Here is a 23908-nt window from a genome sequence, read left to right as displayed (position 1 = left end):
TGAAGGCGCGCAGCGGCAACAGCGGATCCGCGGCAACCTTTCCGATCCGCCCTTGCGCGCGCGCTTCGGACAGGAGCTGCGCGAAATAGGCGCCCTCGAAGGCGCGCGCATAGTCTCCCTCCCAGATGTGGTCGTAACGCTCCGGATAGAGCTTCTGGTCGAGCACCCGCTCCTCCTCGAGCACATCGGGGAACCAGGGGTTGTCGCGCCAATTGGCTTTCACCACCACGGCACCATCCGGCTGTCGCCCACGCAGAAAATCGTCGATCGCATCGCTCTTGCGGCGCGGATTCCAGCTTGCCCACAATTCGGAGTCCTTGGCGCGGATCGTCGGCCGCAGCAGCGCGAGGCTGCGCGCGCTCAAGGATTGCGCCTCGTCGATCCAGGCGATGCGAAATCCCTCCAGAGATTTGATCGAGTCGGCCGTGTGATCCTGAAGTCCGCGGAAGATAATGAGCCCATCGCCGGGTGTCTCGATCTTGTCGCTGAACAACTTGAAGCAATGTCCGAGCCCGAGGCTCGCGATCTTGCCTTCGATCAAGCGCTTCGACGATTGCGCCAGCGTTCGCTGCGCCTCACGGATGCAGACCGCGAGCGTGCCGCGCTCGGCCTGGCAGGTCTCGACCAGGAGCTCGCCGAAGAAATGCGATTTGCCCGAGCCACGTCCGCCATAAACGCCCTTGTAGCGCGCAGGCTTCAGCAGCGGCTCGAAGATCTTGGCCGTCGGAATTTTCAGGATAGACAATGGCTGCGCTCGCTCGCCCTAGGGCAGACCGGTGCGCCTGCGCCACATCGCGGACCAGTCTTCGGTGTTTGGTGAGTCGGATGGGCTTTGCGGAGCTTGATATGCACCGGCAAGGACGCCGCCGGCAGGTGTCGGCCACGATCCGAATCGTCTCTCGAATTCGCTCTGTGGCGAGAGCGGAAACGACGCGTCGGGAGGAACAAACGGCACCGGCGCGCTGTCACTCGAGAAGGCGGATCGATCCGATTTTTCGGCAGGCATCCTCCTCAGAACCCGCACGTCTTCCAAGCGGGTCCGAGGCACGCGATCCGCATCTTGCAGATACCGTAGATACTCCGGAATGTACGCAGGTGGACCCGAGTTGAGATCGACTGATGGCTGCACGTCAGCACGAGGCGCGGGACTTATGATCCTATCTGCGGCATTCCTGACAGACCGCTGGTCGTCAGCAAGTCCCGCGCGGTCGTTGGTCGCATTCCAGCGATCGGAAAAGCTAGCTGGCCCATCAGCCAACGCTCGAATGATCGCAGGTTCGTTTGCGAGATATGTTGCACCGGCGCCGTCAACGCCTATTCGGGGAACATAGGGGAAGCCGTTCTGCGCAGCAATCATCGCGTTTTTTTAACGCGAGTTTCGGTGTTGGTCCCTGCTTGTAGAATTGAACCAGCAATGCATTTCGGGTCGATGGATCCAAACGTTTCCAAGCGTCGATCCCGGTCGTCAGATTGCCATGGACGCTCATGTTGGATTGATAGTTTCGAACGCCTTCACGCAAATATGCGCCAATGGTTGACGCCATGAGTGCGTGATCGCTGCCTTTATGCAAAGCGACGCCGGCCGAATATAGATCCTTCACATATGGCGCGAATGCAGGATCATCCGGGTTATTGAGAATTGCCCGAATGGCGTTCTGGAATTTCATTCCAGAAGGGCCATAGTCAACGAGCAGAGGATTTCCAAGCTTCTTTCTGATGTCCTTTCCGACCGTCATCGCATTCGGATCGGCGTTGTACCTATCCAGGATAATATCCGAGGCTCCTTGTGTGGGATGCAATCGGTTCCGTGTTCTTCCGTCAATGAACATCCTGTCAAGAAATTCACGTGCAAGGACGGCAGAGCCGACCATCCTCGCGTAATTCGTCAAAGAGTCCTGTTGGTCAAACTGCTCTTGAGCCAACGCGCCAGCGATTGCTTCGGCGGGCACTCCGTACCTCGCCGCCGCAGCAGCGATCTGAGACGGCATCTTTCCGAGCAGAGCGAGATTGTCTTGAGTATAGGACGGAAGCTTCCTGGCCATGACGGGCCTCGATCCTTGTTTTCAGGTACGGCGTTTCAGCGGTCGTGAGGCGCTAGGAAAGAGCAAGGAGGAGCATGGACATTCCAGTCCAGTCGAGAATGACGCTGGCCAGAACCACCGTGCTCCATAAGCCGACACGGGTTACGTGCCCAATGCAGGCAAGTATCACGATGAGGACGATGACAAGCGGCGAAAAATGGGTAACCACATTGAATACAAGCAATCGATCATATTGATGCGAAAACGGCCAAAGAACCGGCGTCATCCCGATCGCAAATGTCGAAAGACCGAAAACAATCCCCAGCGACAAGACCAGCCTGTAAGTCGCAGGTTGAAGACGAAGAAAGTATGTTGGGAGCACGGATACGATCGAAGCGACCGTCGAGAAATCATTGATCGCAGGGATCGCGCTCACGAGTTGATCAATGTCCATGACTTGGCCTCGCGGACTGATCGAGAGAAGCGCAGATGCTGTCCACGAATGGGGAGACGACTATTTCGCCCGCGCTCCAACTGCCGCTCGGCACATCCATCAGACTGTTGATCAGCTCGCGCATATCGATCGTGCGCTTGCTGCCGCCGCCCTTCATCGGCGCAATTGGCCTCTCCCCCAGCGCCAGTTCCTCGTCTGTCGAAGCACCGAGACAGCGCATCCAGCTACGACTGCTCCGGTCGCGCGTCTTCCTCGTCGACATTACCCCCTCCTTACAAGTCTGAGGGCCTCATTGAATCAGGAATGATTGCGAAGATTCAAGGTCGCAGACGTGCAGAATTTCATGAAAGACACCTCATTCTGGCACTCTCGCGCTGTTCCCACATCATTGGCAGGGAGTCACAATGGCGATAGCTGTCCCGTTGCAGCGCGCCTATGCTGGACTGCTGCGGACGAGCAATCAGACCAGCAATTTGTCCAAGACATCAAGACAAAAAACCCGCGCTGGATCGCGTCCGCGCGGACAACAACAACTTCTGTCGACGATGCCATTCTGCCAGTGTTTTGCCCGACGGATCAACCGGCAATCGAGGCGCGATTGCCGGTCGGGATCTCCGCCGTCTCGAGCGTGGTGACGGCGTCACCACCGTTCGAGCTCGCGGGATGCACGATGATGCGCTCGATCCGATGAATCAATTCCAGCACTCCGTCCTGGCCGTTCTCGACGGGCTGTGCGGCCTTGCCCCAGCCGCGATCAAGGATGGCGTTGGCAGCCGAGACGCGCGCCGCCGGCGTCGCATCCTCACTTCGCATGATGCCGACGAGCACCCTGATGGCGGTTCGGGTGTGGCTGCGCGCAAGCGAGCGGATCTCGGTCAGGTTGCGCGCCCGCGAGGTCTTCCCGCGCGCGGGCAGGCGGACCGGCGCGCGCTCGCACTCGCCTTCGATGATGTCCTCGCTCACGAAAACGTCTCCCACAGCAGGATGGCAACGAGGCCGGCGACGGCCAGCGATATCAGGTAGGCGGTCATCATCTCTCCTTGTCAAGAAAATGCGCGGCAGATCGCGCGGAAAGCGCGCGATCGTTTCGAGCGCGAACCCTATCTCCGGTCCCCGGAGGCCGCAGCGGCGCGGGGCAATGGCCCGGCGCCGCGGGCCGGCACGTTCGCGCGTGCACGGCCATCAATGGTTCGGACGACGGCGCGCCAATCGGCGCTCCCTAAACGCGTTATCCAAGCGAGTGCGTGGCCGCAATGCGCCGCCGCCGTCCGATTCCGAAATCGAGAACGAAAAAACCCGCAGCGGATTTTGTCCCGCGCGGGTGAACCAAACTCGTCTCGATGATGACATTATGCCGGTGTTTTGCCCGACGTGTCAAAACCTCCATACTTGCGCGACTGTCGTCGCGCCAAGCGGACATGAAAAAGCCCGCCGCGGATTGCATCCCGCGCGGGCCAACTCAAACTCGTTTCGATGATGCCATTCTGCCAGTGTTTTGCCCGACGTGTCAAACGAACGAATTCGCACAAGCCGCGTTGGACAATCAGGAGCGACCGGCCATGACCATCAAGACGCCCTCACACGGCACATCGCCAAGCGACACGTCGCGAAATCGTCCGGGCTCAAAACCCGCATCGACAAAGAACGCGCCACGCAGCAAGCGACCGAAGACCGCCGACGAGCCGGCGGATGACGATCGCGATCTCGCACATGGCGAAGGCGGCACCATCGATCTGCCCACAAGACCCGGCGATATGTCGAAGGACGATTGAGCCGGCCCGCAGGCCGCGCGCGCATCTCGATGATGCCATTTACGAAGGTGTTTTGCCCGACGCGTCAATCGACAGCGCGCAAAATCGGAAAGCCCCTCCTCCCAGCTCAATATGTGGTGCGCAACGGGCTTGCTTCAAGCCCCCGATGATCGCGTAAGACCCTCGGCCCGAACAACCAGTCGAGGGGTCACGACATGCCTTTGCTGCTTCCGACGTCGCGGTCGCGCGGCCGAACCAGCGCGCAACGCGCAACAGCCGGCCATGCGGTCATCATCGCCGGCGCCGGCCCGACCGGCCTGATGCTGGCCGCCGAGCTCGCGCTCGCTAGAATCGACGTCGCAATCGTCGAACGGCGCGCGAGCCAGGCCATCGTCGAGACGCGCGCCGGCGGACTGCACGCGCGCAGCATCGAGATCCTCGATCAGCGCGGCATTGCCGATCGCTTCCTGCGCGAAGGGCAGATCACCCAACTCGCCGGCTTCGCCTGGACGAGGCTCGACATCAGCGATCTCCCCACGCGGCACCCTTACGGGCTGAAGCTGCGGCAGACCCGCATCGAGCAAATCCTGGCCGATTGGGTCGAACAGCTCGCGGTGCCGATCTATCGCAACCGCGAGGTGACGGGCTTTGCCGAAGACGCGACCGGCCTCGACGTCACGCTGTCCGGCGGCGAGCGCCTGCGCGCACTTTATCTGGTCGGCTGCGACAGCGGCCGCAGCCTGGTGCGCAAGAGCGCCGGCATCGACTTCCCCGGCCCGGAACCTTCGCTCAGCAACCTCATGGCCGAGGTCGAGATGGGCGAGGCGCCGGAATTCGGCCTGCGTCACGACGCGCTCGGCTTCCACGGCCTCAGCAAGACCGAGAGCGGGCGCGTGCTGGTGGTGCTGACGGAGGCAAATCTCGCGCGAGGCAGCGAGCCCTCCTTGCGCAATCTCAGCGCGGCGCTCAAATCCGTCTACGACACCGATTTCGGCGTCAAGAATCCCGCCTGGATCTCCCGGTTCACCGACGCGGCGCGGCAGGCCGCCTCCTATCGCAAGGGCCGCGTGCTGCTCGCCGGCGATGCCGCGCACACTCATCACTCCGTGGGCGGCCAAGGCCTCAACCTTGGTGTGCAGGACGCGGTCAATCTCGGCTGGAAGCTGGCGCAGGTGGTCAAGCGCATCTCGCCCGAGAGCCTGCTCGACACCTATCACGGCGAGCGCCATCCCGTGGCCGCGCGCGTGCTGAAAAACACCATGGCGCAGATCGCCCTGCTCCGCCGCGGCGACGACGGCCGCAAGGCCGCGCGCGAGGTGATCGCCGAGCTGCTCGCCATGGACGAGCCGCGACAGCGCTTTGGTGCGATGATGAGCGGGCTCGACATCGCTTACGATCTCGGCGCAGGCCACGCGCTGCTCGGGCGCCGCATGCCCGATCTCGATCTCGTGGTCGACGGACGGAAGCTGCGGTTGTTCACGCTTCTGCACGGCGCGCGCGGCGTGCTGATCAATTTCGGCAAGCGCGGCGACATCGACATCACGCCCTGGGCGGATCGCCTCGCGATTGTCGATGCCGATTACGACGGCCCCTGGCAGCTCCCGGCCATCGGAGCGGTCGCAGCGCCGCGCGCGGTGCTGGTGCGGCCCGATGGGCATGTGGCCTGGGTGGGCGAGGAGAGCCAGCGCGGGCTTGCGGAGGCGTTGGCGCGGTGGTTCGGGCCGGGTGGCGCGTAGAGCACAAACCTCGCTACGCCGCCAACACAAACAAGCCCGCAGTAAACCCGCGGGCTTGTTCCGAATTCTTCGATGATGCCATTCTGCCAGTGTTTTGCCCGACGTGTCAAACGACGGCTCTCGCTCCACCACAAACGTCATTCCGGCGGAAGCAAAGGCCGTATCCAGCGCGAGAACCATTCCTCGCTGTCACTGCGTGGATTGACGGAGCCGTCCACTCCGAAGATCGGTGGGGAAACGAGGTAGCTCGGCTCGTCTGCAAACACGCCAATCGGCCTGCTCGGTTGCGGATGCTGGCTGCCAGCGGTCGGGGCGGTCCAATACCCAAACCGCCCGTCGAACTCAGTAGACGGCAGATACGGGACTGGCGCACTGCCCGTCGTGAACACGTTGCCCGCGTTCGTCTCGTTCACACGGGCGAGACGCCGGACATCTTCGGGTGCGACTGATCCGCTTAAGCGCGAGACTCCTGTTTGAAGCGCTTGCGGCTGCTGAGCTGGTTTCTCAGAGGTATCGTCCTGATTTCCGCGATGATCCATCATTAAGGACGTTGCGATCGGTTTGGCATCTTCGTTCGACCAAGGGCCCGCATTCAAGCCGCCAACGTAGCTACTCGTCTGGTCGCGATTGAATGGATCATATCTGGGCGCTCCGGTGGAGAACACTCCTCCGTCGCCAGTCCGAGCAGTTGCTAGCGTAGGTGCGCTAGCAGCTAGCCCAGCGACCCCTACTCGAGCCCAGAGAGGCAAGAATTGTGGCGCTAACACCGCAGCCGCGGCAAGTCCCGCTCCCATGTAGAGGCCAGCCGGCGGCGTTGCATGAGACGGAGCGCCGGGGTCCAATATCGGTGAGCGTTCGGAGAATGGAAGGGCCCAACCGGTTGCTGGATCAAACTTGAGCACTAAAGGATCCTCGGCCACCCCAGTAGTAGGAGGTAGTTGTCCAAAGCCTTGAGGATTGGTCGCCGGAAATCCCGGCAACCCGTACGTGATAAGCGGATTGCGAGGCGTAAATCCTTCCGGTTCGTTGATTTCCTCAAGCGGAGGCGGAATAAAGCCTGGCAAACGCGTATTGACGAAGGGCGGCACGAGGCCCGGAAGATCGGGGACAGGTCCGACGTTAGTAAATTGCAGCGAAATAGGAGAGCCTTTCGGCGAACGCTTCAGGATTTCGATCCTCTCTGCCATGCTGAGACCGCTCGTCGGAAAGAGAAGCGGAAAGTCCAAGGCCGCGTCCGCGCGACCGGCAGCGAGGAATTGGTCCACTGTCTCCTGCATCTGCTGGATCTGCGTCTGATGATCGGCGGCATATGTTCTCCAGTTCTCGAACCATTGCTTGTTCACCGCATTTGCGTTTTCGGGGGACATTCCCGTAGGGGTATTGGCAAACAGATGACCGTTCGCCAGCGCGTATTTGGCAGCCGCGACAAATGCGTTCACGTCCGAAACAAGCTCATCGAGCTCATGCGGATCACCCGCGAGAGCCGCCGCGTACCTCGCAGATTTTTGAACCATCTCCAGGTAGTCGCCGAACCCCTTATAATACGTCCCGAGATGGCCTCCAGTATGAGGGCTCGCACTCAGATCGGTTGCCACCGATTGTGCGGAGGGCAAATTCATACGGTTTCGAATTGCGTCAACTTCAAACCGTCCACGTAGAAAATGGATGACTGGGTGGTCGGCGAAATGCTGAAGCAGAATGTGGTGATTTTGAAACATGAGAATGCGGCTCCTGCCGTACGCCGGCATCCGCGCTGCTCCTGAATTGCAGCCGGCGTTCTGGTTTGAATGCTGTTTGGATGGCCAGCAGCGAGGGAGGCTGGCCTCTGGATTTGCAGGTCGCGTCGTTCGGGTCGGGCCGGGAGGACGTGTGGCACGAAGCTGCTGCCGTCGTCGGCATCTGCCGAAAGGCTTCGGGACAGCGGAGGGTTCGCTACATTACGAAGATCGGGGGAATTCCCCGCACAGAGAACGCGCAAGCATCTTCGGACGCGGGCGATTTCACCTGCGTTGAAAGATCATTGAGTCTCAGGAGACTATCGACCTATCTCAGTGCAAGAAAGCTACGGCTGGGGTTAACCCCAATTGACGTAAGGGTTTCCAAATCTTAGGCCTTTCAGACCGGCAGCCTTACAGGCGTCCTTCATTGCTTGATCACAAACAACTTTGTACAAAAAGCGGGCTCGGAAGATATGAGCCGAACCGATGACCTCTTCGCGAAAGACGAACCTGGAATCCGACGCCATGCGGTCGTACTGCCTGAAATCAGTCCCATCGTCCAGGACTTTAAAGTTCGACTTCTCCTCATCGATGACATCGAGCTCACGGACGATGTCGCAGAGCCAGTATACCGGTGCTTCTCCCCTCAACGACCGCGTTTCGCATCTCAGAAAAGCAACCCCCTCTCTGTCCACCGACTCGAGAACGTTTTTCATCCGATCGGACACGAGCCAAAAGTCGTGAAATGGCTCCCAGTCGGCCGGCGGCCGCCCGAGAGATCTGGCGATCAGCAGCCGCGGCGTTTCTAAGAGCGGAGGAAAGCTTCGCTTGCCTCGTGGTGAATACAGCACGGGGCCAACGCCCAAGGCGTCGAAATTTTCCATGTTCCAACCGGGCGACGTGCTAACTCTATCCCGTTCGAACTTGTATAACTTTGACGACTTTTTCTTTCGCGCTGCAATACCTGACACGGGCATCGTTTGTCGCTCCTTTGGCCTATTCGTTCGGCCCACGCGCTTCTCAGAGCTTTGAAGTCCTCAAGCCGATTTCTTTGCGCGCCATTGCCTTACAGGTGGAACGCGGCTTCCGCGCAAAAATAAAGCCCACGGCTTCCCGCGAGCTTGATCGGCCTTTTTCGATGATGCCATTCTGCCGGTGTTTTGCCCGACGTGTCAAACGATCGATCTCGACCAATGAATCTGGCTGCAAGTCGCGCGCCACCATCAGTGCCCGACCTCATCCACACAGTAAAACACCGGCAGCCCACCAAACGCGCCGGAATCCCTGTGACGCACCTGGATCCGCTCGCTCGAGCTTGCTCCGATCGTATCGCCGTCCTTCACCACGTTTCCGTGCTCGATCAGATACGCGGAAAGTCCTGCCACCTTCTCGAACAAGGCCGGAAGCGCGAGCTCACCGGTCACGAATTCGATCTCGCGGCCCACAAACGCAGACAATCCCACGGTAATCATTCCGATCTTCGCGCCTGACCGGAACGGAAGAATGTCGACCCACAGTGTAAACGGATAACGGGGAAACGGCGCAAAGGAGCGGCTCGACTCTTCCTGCCAAAGGCCGGACGGTCGCGCCACCCGGCCGTCCCAAACCACGCCACAACATTCCGGCAAGGCGGCGATCAACGCGCCGACCACCGCGGTGGTGACGCGCGCGGCGACGAGAGGACTCTCGTTCTTTGCCAGCGCCGAGACGACCAGGTGACCGCGATGCCGGACGGCCACCGCCTTGCCCTCCGGCCATATCGTGGCAGCGCGCGTCCACAGACCGGCATCGTCCGGTATCGGGGATGGCATCGGCATGACGGCAACAAGCCGGTTGCCGCAGCGAAGGAGCGGCGAGCTTGCTTGGACCTGTCGCTCGCCAGGATCGTTGGGCTCCGTCATCAAATCCGGATGTCGCGCGCGAAGGATCTTCGCGACAGCGGACATGTCGGGCGTGACCGGTCTGTCCAGCAACACAAAAGTAATAAACGAGTTACTCATGAACTGCCCCGCCAACGCTTCGGGCGAGACCCCAGGTCTCGCTCACAGGTAGAACCTTCCAATGGAACAAATAGAGAACAATGTCAACAAACATTCTGCACTCTTTCACCAGCGACGCCCTTCCGGATTGAATGTGGGTCAGTGCAAGAGCGGCACTTCGTGTTGGCCGATCACCGCGCCTCCGAATGCGAGGCGTTATAGGATCCAAAAAATAAGGCCCGCACGATCGCCGCGGGCGTTATCGGATTCCATCTCCATTATGTCATTCTGCCTGTGTTTTGCCCGACGTGTCAAAGCCATTTCGGGCGGTGCAAGTGCTACTGGACACGCTCAAGAAGCTCGGGAGACTAGTGCTCGAATTCATCCGTACAATGAAACACCGGCAGACCTCCAAAGACATCGACGCACCAGCGCTCGATTGCCCACGCGATCCGTGACCGCGCCGCGCAAACCCGCACGCTGCAAGCCGGCCTTTTCCCGACCATCGCTGTTGCGCCGACGCTCAACCCTTCTCGTTCGGCGTAGCGTCTGACTCGGGCGGGAAAGGCTCGTGCGTCTTGCGTCCGAGAAACGTATCGGGCAGCGGCTGCTTCAACAGCTCGCGGCATTCGCGCACGATTTGACGCATGTATTCAGCCTGCTCGTGTTCGACAGGCAACGGCCAAAACACTGGCATGGTGCGGCTCCCCTTGCTTTGCAGGCGGGAGCACGCTCGGTCTCTCAGCCACCGACGCCTACGGACGAAGCCTTGGCCGGTGATGTCCTGTAAACTACTTGAGGTCAGTTTGGTTTCAAGGTGAACTTAGTCTCACCGAAGCACTCAAGTTGAGTAAGTGGCTCAACACGCTGAAATCGCGCGCAAAAATTTAATCGGCGCCTCATATCATATGATGTGACTCTCCGCCGCCGGAGGCGTAGGGTTCATACATCACCGCAAGGCCCGTGGCATGAGATCGGTGATGAGAACGCCAGTTGCGCTCCCGCCTCTTTCATACAAGGGAGTACGCCATGCTGAAGCGGCGTAGGTTCAAGCAGACCACCACACTGAACGAAAGACTCGCAGACGCGGCCGCGCGCTGCCGCGAGGAGGCGCGCACGCTGACGCCGGGCCGCCGCCGCGACATGCTGCTGCGCCAGGCGCGGCAGGACGAGACCGCCATGCAGATCGACGCCTGGCTGCGCTCGCCCGGGCTGAGGGCGCCGACATGATGCAATATCGCGCTTATCTCGTCGGCGAGAACGGCGTCCTCCGCTCCGCCGAAGCGTTCGAAGCTCCGTCCGATTCCTCCGCCCTGGACTTTGCGAAGCGGTTCACGCGGCTCGGCAAGGTTGAGGTCTGGCAGCTCGGCCGGAAGATCGCCGTGCTGGACTCCGAGCAATTGTGCCCGCCCCTGCCCGACCCAACCCGGCCGACGCTGACGCGTCAATGACCGCGTGACTGCGGCCGCGACCTAAGATCTTCGACCTGGAAATTGAACTTCACCTGCATCACAGGACCGCTCGCATCGCGAACCTCCGAGCCCGGCCGGCTTGCGCCGGCCTACTCCTCCGTGAGCTTGCACTCGATATAGGCGTCCACCGTCTCGGCGAACGAGCGCTGCACCCCGACCGCGACATCGTGCTGGTCGAGCGCATCGCGCTGGAGCACGCGCAGGCCGCGCCCGCGCATGCTCACTGGTGCCGTGTTCAGGAACTGGTCGATGGCGCCCTTGGCTAGCGGGATGGCCTTGGGATCGCCCCTGGCGATCAGGAGCCGGAGCAGGCTCTGGCATTCGGCCAAACCGGCCATGGCGTCGCTCACCGTTGCCGCGATTTCGGCTTCGGCCGCTCTACCTTCTGGGTATGGGTGCCGAACAGCGCCAGCAGCAGCGCGACTTCTTCCTTCGAACCGATCTGGATCATGATTGTCTCTCCGTTTCGCTTCGTTGGTCGGCGCTCGGCCCGGCGGAGTTCAGGACGATCTGGTTTCAGCATGGTTTCAGGCGTGTTTCGTCAGTGGGCTGCACCGCGCGTTCGGCGGGCTTGTATGCACAATGGCTGATCCCTGGCTGATCGAGCTTTCGCTGCAGCCATTCTTCGAGACGCCCGCTCCTCTACCAGGGCACTTGTCACTCGAGCCGAAGATGGACGAGCTGAAGGTCATCGAACTGCAGCCGGGAGTAGCCCAACTCTACGTGCCGATAACCTTCAAGATTTCACCGGCTGGGCAGACGGCGCAACCTGCGCGGTTTCTGATGAATCAAGTGCTTGTTAAGACGGGTGATGGTTGGAAGATAACCAGCATTCTTTCAATTCCTGCGCCTCAGCCGTAAAGCGAGCACGCGCTTCACGACGTGGACTTAGCAAAAGATAAGCCCGCGGCGGATTGCTCCGCGCGGGCTTGATTTCGAGCGCAGCTCAGGTGAGAGCCTTCGCTCAGTGCATGTGGCCGATCAGATCGATGCCGCCACCGAGAACGATCACGGCCGGGACGCCCCACAGCAACAATGCGGGCATCCCATCTTCTCCTTAGTTCGAGGTGCAGACCTTGACCGTCTTCATGCCGGCCTCGGCTTCCGCCCTCGTCTTGTACACGGTGTCGCCGCTCACCACCGTCGTTTCAGTGGTCGTCGGCTTCGACTCGGTGATGGTGCACTTCTTGGTCTTGACGTCCTGCACAATGTAGAACGCTTGCGCGAACGCGGGCGCCGCAACCGACGTCAGTACGGCGGCGGCAATGATCGCTTTGATCCTCATCGTGTCCTCCTCCAGCAGCCCGGTCATCCAGGCGTGTGTTCTACAAACCCGACAAATTGCCGCTTGTTCCCGACCGTTCCCCGAACCAACTCCGCCCGATTGCGTTGGTGCGCAAACAGGAGGCTTCGATGCTGGATGTGCGGCTGGTCAGGACCGCGCGCGCCTCGATGCGCTTCTGCACGAGCGATCGGTCAACCTTCAGGAGCGCAGCGCCGTCTTGGCAGAGGTCCGGCTGGACCGACTTCGATGCCACCAGCCCGCCATTGTCGCCGAAGGATATCGTCCGCGAGCGCGAGCTCTACGGTGTGGGCCGGCGGTAGGGCAGCGGATCTCTCGCGCCAGAGGCCTCCACAACGAACTCCGACACGACAAGGCCCCGCCATGCGGGGCCTTTTTGATGTCGACGACCAGCCATCACGCCGGCACGCGTTGATGGTGCCATTTTGCCAGTGTTTTGCCCGACGGATCAAACTTTATCTCAAATGCTACAAATCGGATTGGGCGAAGTGAAATCTCTTCGCCGCATGCTGGGACATGTCGCCTGGACAGGGCAAGCCGGAGAGACCTTCGATGTATTACGTCGCCGCTGCATTGCTGGTGCTGTCGGGACTGTTCTACTCGGCCAGCCATCATGAGCTTGGCCAGTTCGGCGCCGATGTTTGTCGATATGGCAGCACGTTCTGCAACAATCCGGTGATGCTGTTCACCGGCGCCGCGCTGGCCGCGGCCTGGGGCATGTTCGTCAGCATCAAGTAGGCCGATCATGGCAATCTAGCCCTGTTTTGCCCGACGGAGCAAACTCACTTAGCATTTTCGAAAATCAGCCGCCCGCGCCGGCAGCGGGAACTTCTGTTCCTTGATTCGCATTTGCTAAGTCGACGTCCGCACCCGTTCGAGCCCGTTCATGAGCGAAAGCGCCATCACCCCGACGAAATCCGCGCTCTCGCTGCTGCAACGGTTGGGGCCCGGCCTCGTTACCGGAGCGGCCGACGACGACCCGTCGGGCATCGCCACCTATTCGCAGGCAGGCGCGCAATTCGGTTTCGGTCTGCTGTGGACCGTGTTTCTGACCACGCCGTTCATGATCGCGATCCAGCTCGTCAGCGCGCAGATCGGCCGCGTCACCGGCAGGGGGCTCGCTGCCAACGTCATGCGCGTCGCGCCGCGCTGGGCGGTGCTGGCGCTGGTCTTCATGCTGGTCGCCGCGAACACGTTCAATATCGCCGCCGACATCGCCGCGATGGCCGAGGCGCTCTCGCTCGTCATCGGCGGCCTCAACCACGAGCACGCGCTGATCTTCGCGGCCGGCTCGACCCTGCTGCAGGTGTTCGTGCCCTATCGCCGCTATTCGCCGGTGCTGAAATTCCTCACGCTGGCGCTGTTCGCCTATGTCGCCACCGCCTTCACGGTGCAGATTCCCTGGAGCACGGCGCTGCTCGCCGCGGTCTGGCCGAAGGCCAACGTCAGCGCCGACTATCTCCTGATGGTCGTGGCCGTGCTCGGCACCACCATCAGCCCCTATCTGTTCTTCTGGCAGGCCTCGCAGGAGGTCGAGGAGATGAACCAGGGCGAGCGCGACGAGCCGCTTCGCAAGCTCAAGCGCGGCGGCGGTCACGAGCTCGACCGCATCAAGACGGACACCATCTCGGGCATGCTGCTCTCGAACGGCATCGCCTTCTTCATCATCCTGACCACTGCATCGGTTCTGCACGCCAACGGCGTCACCAATATCGGCTCGGCGACGGAAGCGGCCGAAGCGCTGCGGCCGCTCGCCGGCGATTTCACCTTCGCCCTGTTTGCGACCGGCATCATCGGCACGGGCCTGCTAGCGATCCCCGTGCTGGCGGGCTCGGCGGCCTATGGCGTTGCCGAGATCTTCGGCTGGCGCGCCACGCTGGAGGCCAAGCCGGACGATGCGGCCGGCTTCTACACCATCATCGCCGCGGCAACCCTGATCGGCTTTGGCCTCGGCTTCACTGGCATCGACTCGATCCACATGCTGGTTTGGAGCGCGGTGCTCAACGGCATCGTCGCGGTCCCCATCATGGCGATGATGATGCTGATCGTCTCGAACCGCACCATCATGGGCCGCTTCAGGGCCCGCTCCTGGCTGATCGCGCTGGGCTGGCTCGGCACCGCACTGATGGCGCTCGCCGTTCTCGCCTTGCTCGGCTCGTCGGTGATCGGCTGACGCAAGGCCTGCTTGGGACGCGCTGCCGCGCCGCATCGCTGCATCTTCCCGCCGCCCCACGCTTGGCTTAACAATGCGGTCCGGGCCCGGCCTGAGATCGGGCCGCGAAAAACAAGCCCGGCCGGGCGAGTAGGGAGCGACATGACCAAATCTTCAAAAGCAACAAGCCTCGAGATCCTCGCCTGCGATGCCGGCTGGAGAAACTATCATTTCGTCAAGCTGACGACCGAGGACGGCATCGTCGGCTGGAGCGAATTCGACGAAGGCTTTGGCTCACCCGGCGTCAGCGCCGCGATCCAGCGCCTCTCGGCGCGGGTGATCGGGCAGAACGTCTTCCAGCACGAGCGCATCTTTGCCGAATTGTTCGCGGCGACGCGTCCTGCGGCCGGCGGCGTGGTGGCGCAAGCGTTAGGAGCGATCGAGAATGCGCTGCTCGATGCCAAGGCGAAATCGCTCGGCATTCCCTGCTATGAGCTGCTCGGCGGCAAGATCCGCGATCGCGTCAGGGTGTACTGGTCGCATTGCGCCACCTGGCGCATCAACCACCCGTCCTGGTACAGGCCGCCGATCGAAAGTCTCGACGGCGTCAAGGCGATGGGACGCGAGGTGCGCGAGAAGAAGTTCACCGCGCTCAAGACCAATATCTTCTCCTATGACGAGGGCAAGCCGACCGGCTGGCGCCCCGGCTTCGGCTCGCCCTTCGCGCCCGAGATCAACGTCGACCGCAAGATCCTGCGCGACCTGCACATGCATCTGGAAGCGATCCGCGACGGCGCCGGCCCCAACGTCGACATCCTGCTCGACTGCAACTTCAACGCCAAGACCGAAGGCTACTTGAAGATCCTGCGCACCATTGCCGACGTCGACATGTTCTGGGTCGAGATCGACAGCTTCAATCCGGAAGCGCTCGGCTATATCCGCCGGCAAAGCCCGCACCCGATCTCGTCTTGCGAGACACTGCTCTCCTTGCGTGAATTCCTGCCCTATTTCCAAGCGCAGGCTATGGACGTCGCGATCATCGACACGCCCTGGAACGGCGTCTGGCAGTCGATGAAGATCGCCGCGGCGGCCGAAGCCTTCGAGGTCAACGTCGCCCCGCACAATTTCTACGGCCATCTCTGTTCGATGATGAACGCGCATTTCTGCGCCGTGGTGCCGAACCTGCGCATCATGGAGATCGACATCGATCGCCTGTCCTGGGATCGCGAGCTGTTCACGCACGAGCCGGAGATCGAGAACGGGTATCTCATCATCCCGAACCGGCCCGGCTGGGGCACCGAGCCGAACGAGGACGCTTTGCGCGCCCATCCGCCGAGGACGAGTAGCGGGCTGCTCAACTACGTCGCAAGAGCTGAGAAGCTAGAGCATGATCCGCTAATGCGCGATGACGGTCCATCCTAATCGCATCGCGCTTTACGGCGTCACGGGATTGACGGTCGGAGAGGTCTTCGGCCGCTGCGGCTCGATCGGCGATTTCGGATTGGTCGGGAGCACCAGGGCGCCAGCGGCCCGTGCCGCTTCGCCCGTGGTCGCATACATGGCGACATGGGCCGGCTGTGTCTTGGCCCGGCTCCACGGGCCGTGGTCGACGATCAGCATGGCCGCAATCGTCACACCCGCCACGATCAAAGCGACCACGCCGGGATGGCGGAGCGCGTTGGAGATGGAATCCGCGAAGCGAGTATTTGTCATCGAGGGATCCACATTTTTCCTATCGCAGGTCAACCCATTCGAGGCCACCCCGGTTCCGCGATTCCACGAGCAGGTTCCAAGCCTGCCGCGCCCGCCCCCAAGGCTTCAGCCGAGTTCCACTGCACGATTGTTCACCACCGCGCTTCAGAGTTCGAACACGCCGCTCACTCGCCCGGCGCGATGGCATTGCTCGGCGTCGGCCGGTCGGTGATCTGCTGGCCGAACAGGCTGCCGATCAGCTCGACCGCCGTGCGCGCGGTCCGGCCGCGTTCGTCCAGGAACGGGTTGAGCTCGACGATGTCGACGGATCCGACGACGCCGGAATCGTGCAGCAGCTCCATGATGAGGTGCGCCTCGCGATAGGTGGCGCCACCCGGCACGGTGGTGCCGACGCCCGGCGCCACGCAGGGATCGAGGAAATCGACGTCGAAGCTGACATGCAGCACGCCATTGCTCGCCTTGACGCGTTCGATGACGCGGCGGATCAGGACGGCGACGCCGAACTCGTCGATCTGGCGCATGTCGACGATCCTGATCCGGCGCGAGCGCATCAGCTCCTTTTCGAGCTTGTCGATCGAACGCGCGCCGAACAGGTCGAGTTTGTCCGGGCCGATCGAGGCGCGTGGATCCTCGCCGAGCAGGCCCTCAAGCCCGGGCTCGCCGCACAGGAACGCCGCTGACATGCCGTGCATGTTCGCGGTGATCGTCGTCTCCGGCGTGTTGTAATCGGCGTGGGCGTCGAGCCACAGCACGAACAGGTCGCGGCCGCGGTCCTGCCAATGCCGCGCCATGGCATTGACCGACCCCATCGACAGGGTGTGATCGCCACCGAGAAAGATCGGGAGCGCACCCGTCGACGCGATCTCATAGCCTTTGCGGCTCAGGATGCGCGTCCAGCGCTGGATTTCGCGGTAGTGATTGGCCTTTTCGGGCGGCCTGTCGGTGAGGTCCCGGACTTCGGCCACGGACAAATCGCCGTAGTCGACCACCTCGAAATCCAGGCTTTCCAGCAACGTCGCAAGGCCGGCGGTGCGCAGCGCCGCAGGCCCCATCAAGGTGCCGCGCTGCGAAGCCCCCATATCGATGGGAGCACCGAGCAAAGCGATGCGCCGGGCTCGATCCGTCATGGTCCGGTCGGTCACGGCTGTCTCCTGACGTCAGCAAGGTTCACCCAGCCTAACAGAGATTCGCACCCGTCGTTTCCCGGCCGGCATATCGTCCGGAACAAAATTCCCTGCGCTGAATTGCCCCTCCAAGGCCGGCACCCGCCGTCAATCACGGCGCCTGTCGCGGATAGCCAAAGGTCACCAAGACCCGCTGTTCAAAACGAGCGCTCGCGCGGATAGCCAAAGGTGCCGGCTTCCATCAACACGCCTGGAGGTCGCGCCCTTGAGCACGGAGATACCGGAATCCACGTCCCAACCCGGCATGGCCGAGCGTGCCATCGATACGGCCGCGGACGTCTCCCGTACCATTGGGGAAGTCGCCGGAGGCCTGCACGCCGCCGTCGACCGTCTGACCTCCGCAGTCGAGGAATCGCGCAAGCCCGGCGGGGCACTCGCGACAGTCGCCGCGATCACGCGCGAAGCACCGCTTGCGAGCCTGTTCGTCGCCTTTCTCTTTGGCGTGGCGGTGGCGCGGCGGCGGTAGCGACGTTTTCGGCAACCGCCGCTCTCGGTGAGATCGTCCTCCATCAGGACGCACCGAGCTCGCGGCTGGCGGGCCGAAGGAAAAACCGGCCCGCCCGGAGTACCGGACGGGCGAACACGAGAAACGGGTGACCACCGGTAGCTCGTCCGGACCGAGATCCGCACCGGCGAGCGCGTCCCCGAGGGCGTGGAGATCGAGGCGAGGTCTATCGCGAAGCCCCGGCACTGCGTGAATACTGGTACATCAACCGCGACAGCCGCACCCACATCGTCGAACCGGGCGATCGTCGCATCATCGAAGAGATCGATTGAGTTCACATCGAGGAGAAACCACCATGAAGACAATCGTACTTGCTGCAGCGGCCGCGGCGCTGCTGGGATCGGCGGCAGTCGCCGCTCCGCTCAATCCGACCGCCATCGGTTCAACGGAAGCCTCCACCATCGACCAGGTCCGCCTGGTCTGCAACGAATATGGACGTTGCTACCGCACCCGCGGCCCCCGCTACGTTCAGCGTTACTATGACGCCGATGACGGATACGTGGTGCGCCGCAGCTACGGCTACTATGGAGCGCCCGGCTATTACGATCGCGGCTACGGCTACTACGGCGGTGGCCCGAGCATCGGCTTCAGCTTCGGCACGCGGAGCTGGTGAACTAGGAAAGGGCTGCTCTCAGAGTGGCCCTTTCGGCCATTCCGTTGTCGGTGATCTGATGTCTGCTGTTGCGAAGCTCCTGGCTCAGAAAGAGCAGTTGCTGGCGCGGCTCGAGAGCGATCCCGGCTCGAACGAGAGCGCCGAAATCCAAGCGCTCCTCGCCAAGATCGAGACCGCGCTGAAGCTGCTTGGCGACCCGGATTCCGGGGCGTGCGCGCCGACTTCATCCTTGTCGGAGAACTAGTCGGGGAAGGCGCCGCTCTCTCTACGCTCGAAATTGAAGCACAGAAGATCGATTTCGGATGCGTCGACATTTGCACGAAAGAATCTGCACGTATATTCAGGCCGCCTTCTGCTCGCCGGGCTGGAGGCCGCCTCACTTAGGAAGATGCACTTTCTGCAAAAATCCGCATGGTGACGATCCCGGCGCGCGTCGAGTTGCTCCAATATTTGGCGAAGCGAATCTCGAAAGTTGTTTGCGCCACGTTCAAGCGAAGCAATCGCGTCAACGAGCTGTGTGATAGGGTCGCTTAGGAGCAGCTTCTCTCCTCGCGGAGTTACATCGAGAATCACCGAGCGCTTGTCTTGATCGGAATTTCGGCGCTGAAGGTAGCCCTTGTCTTCGAGACGCTTGACTGTCTGAGAAGCGGTAGCACGAGTTGTGCCGACAAACTGGGCTAATGCGGAAGGGGTCCGCGAGAATCTGTTTGCACGCGCGAGAAAGCGCAGCGCCATCCACTCTCGATCACGCAATCCGTTGAAAGCATCGTCAAACTGCCAACTGCCCGCGGCTTGAATTAGCAGGTCGACTGCTTCCTGTGCTGCCGTGATCATCCTCGTCCTCTCGTATGCTCTGGCAATACACTGGTCAGAGCTAGCAGCGCACGGAGAAAACGAAGTCTACATACGAAGGTTTACAATCAACACTTGTGCGGCCACGTTGACGATCATCTGCAATAGGCCATTGCTTACATGAATCTGACGGGGGTTACCGCCTACGGCGCGGCAGTTCAGCGTGTAAGAAGTCCACCGTCAGAGATTCACATCACGCATGAGTCGCAAGCTCCAACAGTTCAGTGCGCTAGACTCGCTTCGCAACCAATTGCAGCAGTAAGCGGCGGATGGCTTCAATTCAGCTCGTGCATGAGAAATTGGCGCTGCTCCTGATGTGCTGGCGCACCATCTCCCGAAGCTCGTTGACCCGCCTTTGCATCTGGATCATGAGCTTCTTCTCGCTCAGGCCGCGCTGACGGTGGCGAGCTCAGCCAGGAACTGTTTCTCGAATGCCTCGGCCGGCATCGGACGGCCGAAGAAATATCCCTGCCCTTCCTCGCATCCCATGCTGACCAGGAGGTCGGCCGTTGCGCGGTTCTCGATGCCTTCGGCCACGACCGTGAGGCCGAGCTGCTTGCTGAGTCCGATGGTCGAGCCGACGATGGCGGCGTCGTCGGAGTTCGAAAGAAGACCGAAGACGAACGACCGGTCGATCTTGAGGCCGTCGAGCGGAAACTTCTTGAGATAGCTCAGGCTCGCATAACCGGTGCCGAAATCATCGAACAGGATCCGAACGCCGAGCTCCTGGATTCGCTTGAACATTTCGAGGACGCGGCGTTCGTCATGCAGCAGGATGTCTTCGGTGACTTCGATCTCGAGCAGCGACGGCGTCAGTCCCGTCTCGTCGAGCAGTGCGGCGACCGAATGCGCGAGATCGCCGGACTGAAGCTGCGAGGGGGAGAGGTTGATCGCGACGCGCACATCGTTGCCGGACAATTCCCAGGCTCGCGCCTGACGGCAGGCGGTCTCCATCACCCACTTCGCGATCCGCTCCGACAGCGCCGAGGTGTTGACAACAGGCATGAATTCGGCAGGCGAGACGTAGCCGCGCACCGGATGCCGCCAGCGGATGAGCGCTTCGGCGCCGACCAGACTGCCGTCGATCAGATGAACCTGGGGCTGGTAGAACAGCTCGAATTCGCCGCGATCGGCGGCAAGCGCCAGCTCGCCCTCCAGCGTCAGCCGGTGCTCGAGCTCCTGCCGGATCGCTGCTTCGAACACCACATGACTTCCGCGCCGCGTCGCCTTCGCGCGGCTCAGCGCCAGATGGCCATTGCTCAGGAGATCGTCGGCCTTTTGCCCGCCTTCGGGATAAACGGCGACGCCGACGCTGATCCTGACGCGGTGCTGCCGGGCGCCAGCTGCGACCGGGGTCTCGAACGCACGCGCGATCCGCTCGGCGAACGCCGGGACCGGCTCGCCGAGGTCAGCGCAATCGATCGCGATGGCAAATTCGTCGCCGCTGAGCCGGGCGACGATCGCCTTGCCCTCGACTTCGCCCCGGAGCCGCTCAGCGACCGCGCGCAGCACGAGATCGCCGGCGGAGTGTCCGAGCATGTTGTTGATCTCCTGGAAGCCGTCGAGCCCGAGCACGAGCAGAGCAACTCCCGAAGATGGCTGCTCCGCCGCAGCGATCAGATCGGTGAGACCGACGTGCAGCTTGTTCCGGTTGGCAAGCCCAGTCAGCGCGTCGTGTTCAGCCAGATACCTGATGCGTTCGGCTTCGCGTTTGCGCACCGAGATATCGCGCAGGATCGCACCATATTGAAAGCCGTCCGTTCCCTGCCAGCCCGAGAAGCTCGCCTCGACCGGAAAGGTTTCCCCGGTCTTGCGCCGGCCTTCGAACTCGACGACGACGGCGCCGCCCGGAACGAGGAGCGCCTGGCGCGCGGCGTCGTGCATGGAGGGCCTTGCACCGCCGTCCGCGGGCGGAGTGCACAGCGTTTCGAAGGGACGACCGATGATCTCGGCCGGCATGTAGCCGAAGATCGCGCTGGCGCCGGGATTCCAGACCGTGATGCGGTGATCCTCGTCGGTGCAGACCAGCCCGTCGCCGAGCGACATCGCGATGCGATGAAAGCGGCTCTCGGCGATGCGCCCGAGCAGGCTGCGGAAATCGATTTCGTCGAGCGCAATCGCCGTCAGGTAAGCGATGATCGCGATGTGGAACAGCGACGTATCGATGACGAGGGGCCATCTAGCCTGCACGAGGAGAGCGGCGAGTTCGACCGCCGCCCAGGCTGCGATCAGGATTGCGACGCGAAGTCCTGGTGCGACGCGGCGCCACGAATACATCATCAGCAGGGAGATCGCGCCCAGCCCGAGCACCATGCCCATATCGGAGGTCCAGCGCAGCATCCGGTTCTGAAGGATCGATTCAGCGGCGAGCGCCTGGAGGACCGGCCCCGAGATGATCCTGCCATTCGGAACGCTGAAACGGTCGCCGAGCTCGAGCGCGGTGGCGCCAATGATGACCTTCTTGCCTTTCAGCTTGTCGAGCGTGGCACTATCGCCGCGCAGCACGTCGACATAGGAGAACGCGGGAATGGAGGGTGCACGAATGCTGAAGTCGACGAGAAAGGGCGGCCGCTGATTGGCGTCACGCCCGGCCAGCACGACGGCCATCGAAGGCATGAAGGCGTCGCCGAGCTTCTCGCCGAACGGATAACGGCGAACCAGACCGTCGGATTCGATCGCGACATTGACGACGGCCGGCCATGACTGGTTGCTGAACGCCTTCAGCGGCCGGTTGACGTGGGCCGGGCCGCCCTTCGGCGTCGGCTGCTTGAAGGATGGCAGGACCGTCGAGCCGCCGGCGTCCCGCAACGCCTTGGCGAAGGCCTCGTCGGAGGCGGAATCTGACGGCGTGCTGAAATCGACATCGAAGGCAACATCCTGCGCTCCCGCCGCTTCCAGCCTTCGTAGCAACTCGGCATGGAGATGCCGCGGCCAGGGCCACACCCCGATCTGGTCGATCGACGGCGCATCGATGCCGACGACGACGATGTCGCCGGTGGCCTCACGCGATTGCCACTTGAATCGGAGATCGGTGAGCGCATTGCGAAGCGCAGCGTGCCAGCCCGTGGACAACACCACCGCGAGCGCGATCACGACGAGAATATGCGGCCGATAGCGTTTCACCCGATCCTCCCGCGCACCCGCTACCAGCGGATGCGCCCCTCTTCCCCTAGCAGACCGCCTTAATGTCGGCTGCGGCCGTGGCCATTGCCGCCGGGACCGCCGCCGTTCGAACCGCTGTTACCGCTGTTGTGCCAGCCGTTACCGGTGGCGCCGTTGTTGCCGCTGTTGCCGTTGCCGCTATTGTCATTCTTGCCGTTGCCGGAGTTGCCGTCTCCGCCGCCGCCGTTTCCGTTATTGGCCGCCGCTGCCGCCGCTGCAGCTATCGCAGCGCCAGGATTGGATGAGCCGCCGGCGCCGGGAGTTGTGGCACCACTCCTCGTTGCAGGGGTTTCAATCGCGCTGTTGGATGCCGTCGTGCTGGTCTTGTTGTCGCTCCAGACCGTCTCGGCACTCGCGCCGGCATTGGCGTTACGCACCTGACCGGGCACCACGGCGCCGTGGGCAAGCCCGCGCGTGACCTTGTGGAAGTCCAGCTTGACCTCGCCGAGCGAGCTCGAGATCCGCACGAGGCCGGCCTTGGCGACGTGACCAGCAGCCGCCTGATGCGACGGCTTCGGCGCGCCGGCCGTCTTGTTGCCCTTGTCGATCGGACCGAGCGCATGGATGGCATGGCCATTGGCCGCATGGCGCGGCGCCGACAGGCCTGATTTCGGCACTGGGACGCGCTCGATCGTGGGCGCGCGGGGCTTGCCCTGCTCGATCGGATTGAACGTCCCCGCACCGCTCAGGTTGAGACCGGGCTTGCCGTGTTCAAAGACGGTGGCCGCTTGGCCGGGCATCACTTGTGCAATCTGCCCCGTCTTGAAATCGGAGACTTCGACCTGGCCGCGGAGCACGCCGACCTTGGTGCTGCCGGCGCCGACCGTGACGCTGAACTGGGTGCCCTTGACCACGGCGGCGAGATAGGGCGTCTCGACCTCGAAATGCTTGACGTTGCGCTTCTCGACCTCGAGCAGGATCGAACCCGCCTGCTGGATGATGGTGGTCGACAGGCCGTCCTTCTTCTCGGCCGGCAGGCCCACCACCGAATTGGGAGAGATCAGGATCGTTTCCTCGCCGCGGACGAGGAGTACGCGGCCGTTGCGACCGGTGCGAATTGTATCGCCAGGTTTCAGCGTTCCTTCGGGGGTCAACGACACCTGTTGGGCAGCGCTCGTTGCAAGCCAGACCTCGCCCGAGGATTTGCTGACGGACCACACACCGTCGTCCGCCGCGAATGCACCGGAGGCCGTGCCCAGGATCAGCGCCGCCGCCAGGGCGCGCCGCATTGCAACTTTGCCGAACATGATAACCCTCAGCCCGCGTTTACGGCTGAGGGGTATCCGAAATGAC

General features: G+C 62.2%; 28 protein-coding genes and 1 pseudogene. 12 read left to right on the top strand and 17 right to left on the bottom strand.

What is annotated here, in order from left to right; all coding sequences use genetic code 11:
• Window positions 1–145 precede the first annotated feature (145 nt).
• The 5 genes and pseudogenes from HZZ13_RS37420 to HZZ13_RS24420 all read right to left on the bottom strand — a co-directional run.
• Window positions 146–745, bottom strand: a pseudogene (locus tag HZZ13_RS37420) (PBSX family phage terminase large subunit); the annotation flags it as partial.
• 562 nt (window positions 746–1307) lie between these two features.
• Window positions 1308–2042, bottom strand: coding sequence for a hypothetical protein (locus tag HZZ13_RS24435; RefSeq protein WP_197962050.1), 735 nt, complete (start codon window positions 2040–2042; stop codon window positions 1308–1310).
• Between the two features lie 52 nt (window positions 2043–2094).
• Window positions 2095–2475, bottom strand: a complete 381-nt coding sequence (locus tag HZZ13_RS24430) for a hypothetical protein (protein WP_197962049.1) — start codon at window positions 2473–2475, stop codon at window positions 2095–2097.
• Window positions 2465–2737, bottom strand: coding sequence for a hypothetical protein (locus HZZ13_RS24425; RefSeq protein ID WP_197962048.1), 273 nt, complete (start codon window positions 2735–2737; stop codon window positions 2465–2467). The genes HZZ13_RS24430 and HZZ13_RS24425 overlap by 11 nt, the downstream gene beginning before the upstream one ends.
• Before the next feature lie 314 nt (window positions 2738–3051).
• On the bottom strand, window positions 3052–3438 hold the full coding sequence (locus tag HZZ13_RS24420; RefSeq protein ID WP_376707077.1) for a hypothetical protein: 387 nt from the start codon (window positions 3436–3438) through the stop codon (window positions 3052–3054).
• 455 nt (window positions 3439–3893) lie between these two features.
• Here HZZ13_RS24420 and HZZ13_RS36965 point away from each other — a divergent pair, with 455 nt between their 5' ends.
• Window positions 3894–4247: a hypothetical protein gene (locus HZZ13_RS36965; RefSeq protein ID WP_246504545.1), complete on the top strand. Its 354-nt coding sequence runs from the start codon at window positions 3894–3896 to the stop codon at window positions 4245–4247.
• A gap of 194 nt (window positions 4248–4441) precedes the next feature.
• Entirely contained in the window at window positions 4442–5962 is a 1521-nt protein-coding gene (locus tag HZZ13_RS24410) for an FAD-dependent monooxygenase (RefSeq protein WP_197962047.1), read from the top strand.
• Between the two features lie 137 nt (window positions 5963–6099).
• Here HZZ13_RS24410 and HZZ13_RS24405 read toward each other — a convergent pair whose 3' ends face one another.
• The 5 genes from HZZ13_RS24405 to HZZ13_RS24385 all read right to left on the bottom strand — a co-directional run bounded on the left by HZZ13_RS24405 (window position 6100) and on the right by HZZ13_RS24385 (window position 10356).
• Window positions 6100–7680 (bottom strand): hypothetical protein, encoded by a 1581-nt coding sequence (locus HZZ13_RS24405; RefSeq protein ID WP_197962046.1) that lies wholly within the window; start codon window positions 7678–7680, stop codon window positions 6100–6102.
• Window positions 7681–8036: 356 nt separating this feature from the next.
• Window positions 8037–8657 (bottom strand): imm11 family protein, encoded by a 621-nt coding sequence (locus HZZ13_RS24400; protein WP_197962045.1) that lies wholly within the window; start codon window positions 8655–8657, stop codon window positions 8037–8039.
• A gap of 43 nt (window positions 8658–8700) precedes the next feature.
• Window positions 8701–8904, bottom strand: a complete 204-nt coding sequence (locus tag HZZ13_RS24395) for a hypothetical protein (protein ID WP_197948756.1) — start codon at window positions 8902–8904, stop codon at window positions 8701–8703.
• The gene (locus tag HZZ13_RS24390) at window positions 8904–9680 is read right to left on the bottom strand and encodes a DUF4261 domain-containing protein (RefSeq protein ID WP_197962044.1); all 777 of its coding nucleotides are present in this window, start codon (window positions 9678–9680) and stop codon (window positions 8904–8906) included. Before HZZ13_RS24390 ends, HZZ13_RS24395 begins: the two co-directional genes overlap by 1 nt.
• Window positions 9681–10182: 502 nt before the next feature.
• Entirely contained in the window at window positions 10183–10356 is a 174-nt protein-coding gene (locus tag HZZ13_RS24385) for a hypothetical protein (RefSeq protein WP_197962043.1), read from the bottom strand.
• A gap of 332 nt (window positions 10357–10688) precedes the next feature.
• On the opposite strand from HZZ13_RS24385, the gene HZZ13_RS24380 reads away from it, so the two are divergent.
• A complete protein-coding gene (locus HZZ13_RS24380; RefSeq protein ID WP_197962042.1) occupies window positions 10689–10889 on the top strand; it encodes a hypothetical protein in 201 nt (66 codons plus the stop codon).
• Window positions 10886–11110, top strand: a complete 225-nt coding sequence (locus tag HZZ13_RS24375; protein WP_197962041.1) for a hypothetical protein — start codon at window positions 10886–10888, stop codon at window positions 11108–11110. Before HZZ13_RS24380 ends, HZZ13_RS24375 begins: the two co-directional genes overlap by 4 nt.
• A 110-nt stretch (window positions 11111–11220) precedes the next feature.
• Here the strand turns inward: HZZ13_RS24375 and HZZ13_RS24370 are convergent, their stop codons facing one another.
• Window positions 11221–11469: a hypothetical protein gene (locus HZZ13_RS24370; RefSeq protein WP_197962040.1), complete on the bottom strand. Its 249-nt coding sequence runs from the start codon at window positions 11467–11469 to the stop codon at window positions 11221–11223.
• A gap of 115 nt (window positions 11470–11584) precedes the next feature.
• Here HZZ13_RS24370 and HZZ13_RS24365 point away from each other — a divergent pair, with 115 nt between their 5' ends.
• Complete coding sequence (locus HZZ13_RS24365) at window positions 11585–11992, top strand: hypothetical protein (protein ID WP_197962039.1); 408 nt, start codon at window positions 11585–11587, stop codon at window positions 11990–11992.
• Window positions 11993–12188: 196 nt separating this feature from the next.
• Here HZZ13_RS24365 and HZZ13_RS24360 read toward each other — a convergent pair whose 3' ends face one another.
• The gene (locus tag HZZ13_RS24360; RefSeq protein ID WP_197962038.1) at window positions 12189–12416 is read right to left on the bottom strand and encodes a hypothetical protein; all 228 of its coding nucleotides are present in this window, start codon (window positions 12414–12416) and stop codon (window positions 12189–12191) included.
• Between the two features lie 128 nt (window positions 12417–12544).
• Between HZZ13_RS24360 and HZZ13_RS24355 the strand changes: the two genes are divergently transcribed.
• From HZZ13_RS24355 to HZZ13_RS24340, 4 genes are all read left to right on the top strand, one after another.
• Window positions 12545–12736, top strand: a complete 192-nt coding sequence (locus HZZ13_RS24355; protein ID WP_197962112.1) for a hypothetical protein — start codon at window positions 12545–12547, stop codon at window positions 12734–12736.
• A gap of 250 nt (window positions 12737–12986) precedes the next feature.
• Window positions 12987–13172: a hypothetical protein gene (locus HZZ13_RS24350; protein ID WP_197962037.1), complete on the top strand. Its 186-nt coding sequence runs from the start codon at window positions 12987–12989 to the stop codon at window positions 13170–13172.
• Window positions 13173–13320: 148 nt separating this feature from the next.
• Entirely contained in the window at window positions 13321–14607 is a 1287-nt protein-coding gene (locus HZZ13_RS24345; protein WP_197962036.1) for an NRAMP family divalent metal transporter, read from the top strand.
• A gap of 141 nt (window positions 14608–14748) precedes the next feature.
• Window positions 14749–16008, top strand: coding sequence for a mandelate racemase/muconate lactonizing enzyme family protein (locus HZZ13_RS24340; protein ID WP_197962035.1), 1260 nt, complete (start codon window positions 14749–14751; stop codon window positions 16006–16008).
• A 12-nt stretch (window positions 16009–16020) separates the two neighbouring features.
• On the opposite strand, the gene HZZ13_RS24335 is transcribed toward HZZ13_RS24340, so the two are convergent.
• Both HZZ13_RS24335 and rocF read right to left on the bottom strand, forming a co-directional pair.
• Window positions 16021–16299, bottom strand: coding sequence for a hypothetical protein (locus HZZ13_RS24335; protein WP_197962034.1), 279 nt, complete (start codon window positions 16297–16299; stop codon window positions 16021–16023).
• A gap of 164 nt (window positions 16300–16463) precedes the next feature.
• Window positions 16464–17441, bottom strand: coding sequence for an arginase (gene rocF, locus HZZ13_RS24330; protein WP_197962033.1), 978 nt, complete (start codon window positions 17439–17441; stop codon window positions 16464–16466).
• A gap of 247 nt (window positions 17442–17688) precedes the next feature.
• Here rocF and HZZ13_RS24325 point away from each other — a divergent pair, with 247 nt between their 5' ends.
• The 3 genes from HZZ13_RS24325 (at window position 17689) to HZZ13_RS24315 (ending at window position 18845) form a co-directional block, all read left to right on the top strand.
• Entirely contained in the window at window positions 17689–17949 is a 261-nt protein-coding gene (locus HZZ13_RS24325) for a hypothetical protein (protein WP_197962032.1), read from the top strand.
• Window positions 17950–18283: 334 nt separating this feature from the next.
• Window positions 18284–18601 (top strand): hypothetical protein, encoded by a 318-nt coding sequence (locus HZZ13_RS24320; protein WP_197962031.1) that lies wholly within the window; start codon window positions 18284–18286, stop codon window positions 18599–18601.
• A 58-nt stretch (window positions 18602–18659) separates the two neighbouring features.
• A complete protein-coding gene (locus tag HZZ13_RS24315; protein ID WP_197962030.1) occupies window positions 18660–18845 on the top strand; it encodes a hypothetical protein in 186 nt (61 codons plus the stop codon).
• Here HZZ13_RS24315 and HZZ13_RS24310 read toward each other — a convergent pair.
• From HZZ13_RS24310 to HZZ13_RS24300, 3 genes are all read right to left on the bottom strand, one after another.
• Window positions 18842–19432: a MarR family transcriptional regulator gene (locus HZZ13_RS24310; RefSeq protein WP_197962107.1), complete on the bottom strand. Its 591-nt coding sequence runs from the start codon at window positions 19430–19432 to the stop codon at window positions 18842–18844. The two genes, HZZ13_RS24315 and HZZ13_RS24310, sit on opposite strands and share 4 nt — an antisense overlap.
• A 405-nt stretch (window positions 19433–19837) precedes the next feature.
• The gene (locus HZZ13_RS24305) at window positions 19838–22576 is read right to left on the bottom strand and encodes an EAL domain-containing protein (protein WP_197962029.1); all 2739 of its coding nucleotides are present in this window, start codon (window positions 22574–22576) and stop codon (window positions 19838–19840) included.
• Between the two features lie 59 nt (window positions 22577–22635).
• Window positions 22636–23862, bottom strand: a complete 1227-nt coding sequence (locus HZZ13_RS24300) for a FecR domain-containing protein (RefSeq protein ID WP_197962028.1) — start codon at window positions 23860–23862, stop codon at window positions 22636–22638.
• Window positions 23863–23908 lie beyond the last annotated feature (46 nt).

The sequence above is a fragment of the Bradyrhizobium agreste genome, assembly GCF_016031625.1.
GTDB lineage: Bacteria > Pseudomonadota > Alphaproteobacteria > Rhizobiales > Xanthobacteraceae > Bradyrhizobium > Bradyrhizobium agreste.
Note: the sequence above shows the minus strand (reverse complement) of the source record. Positions and strands in the feature narration are given on the sequence as shown.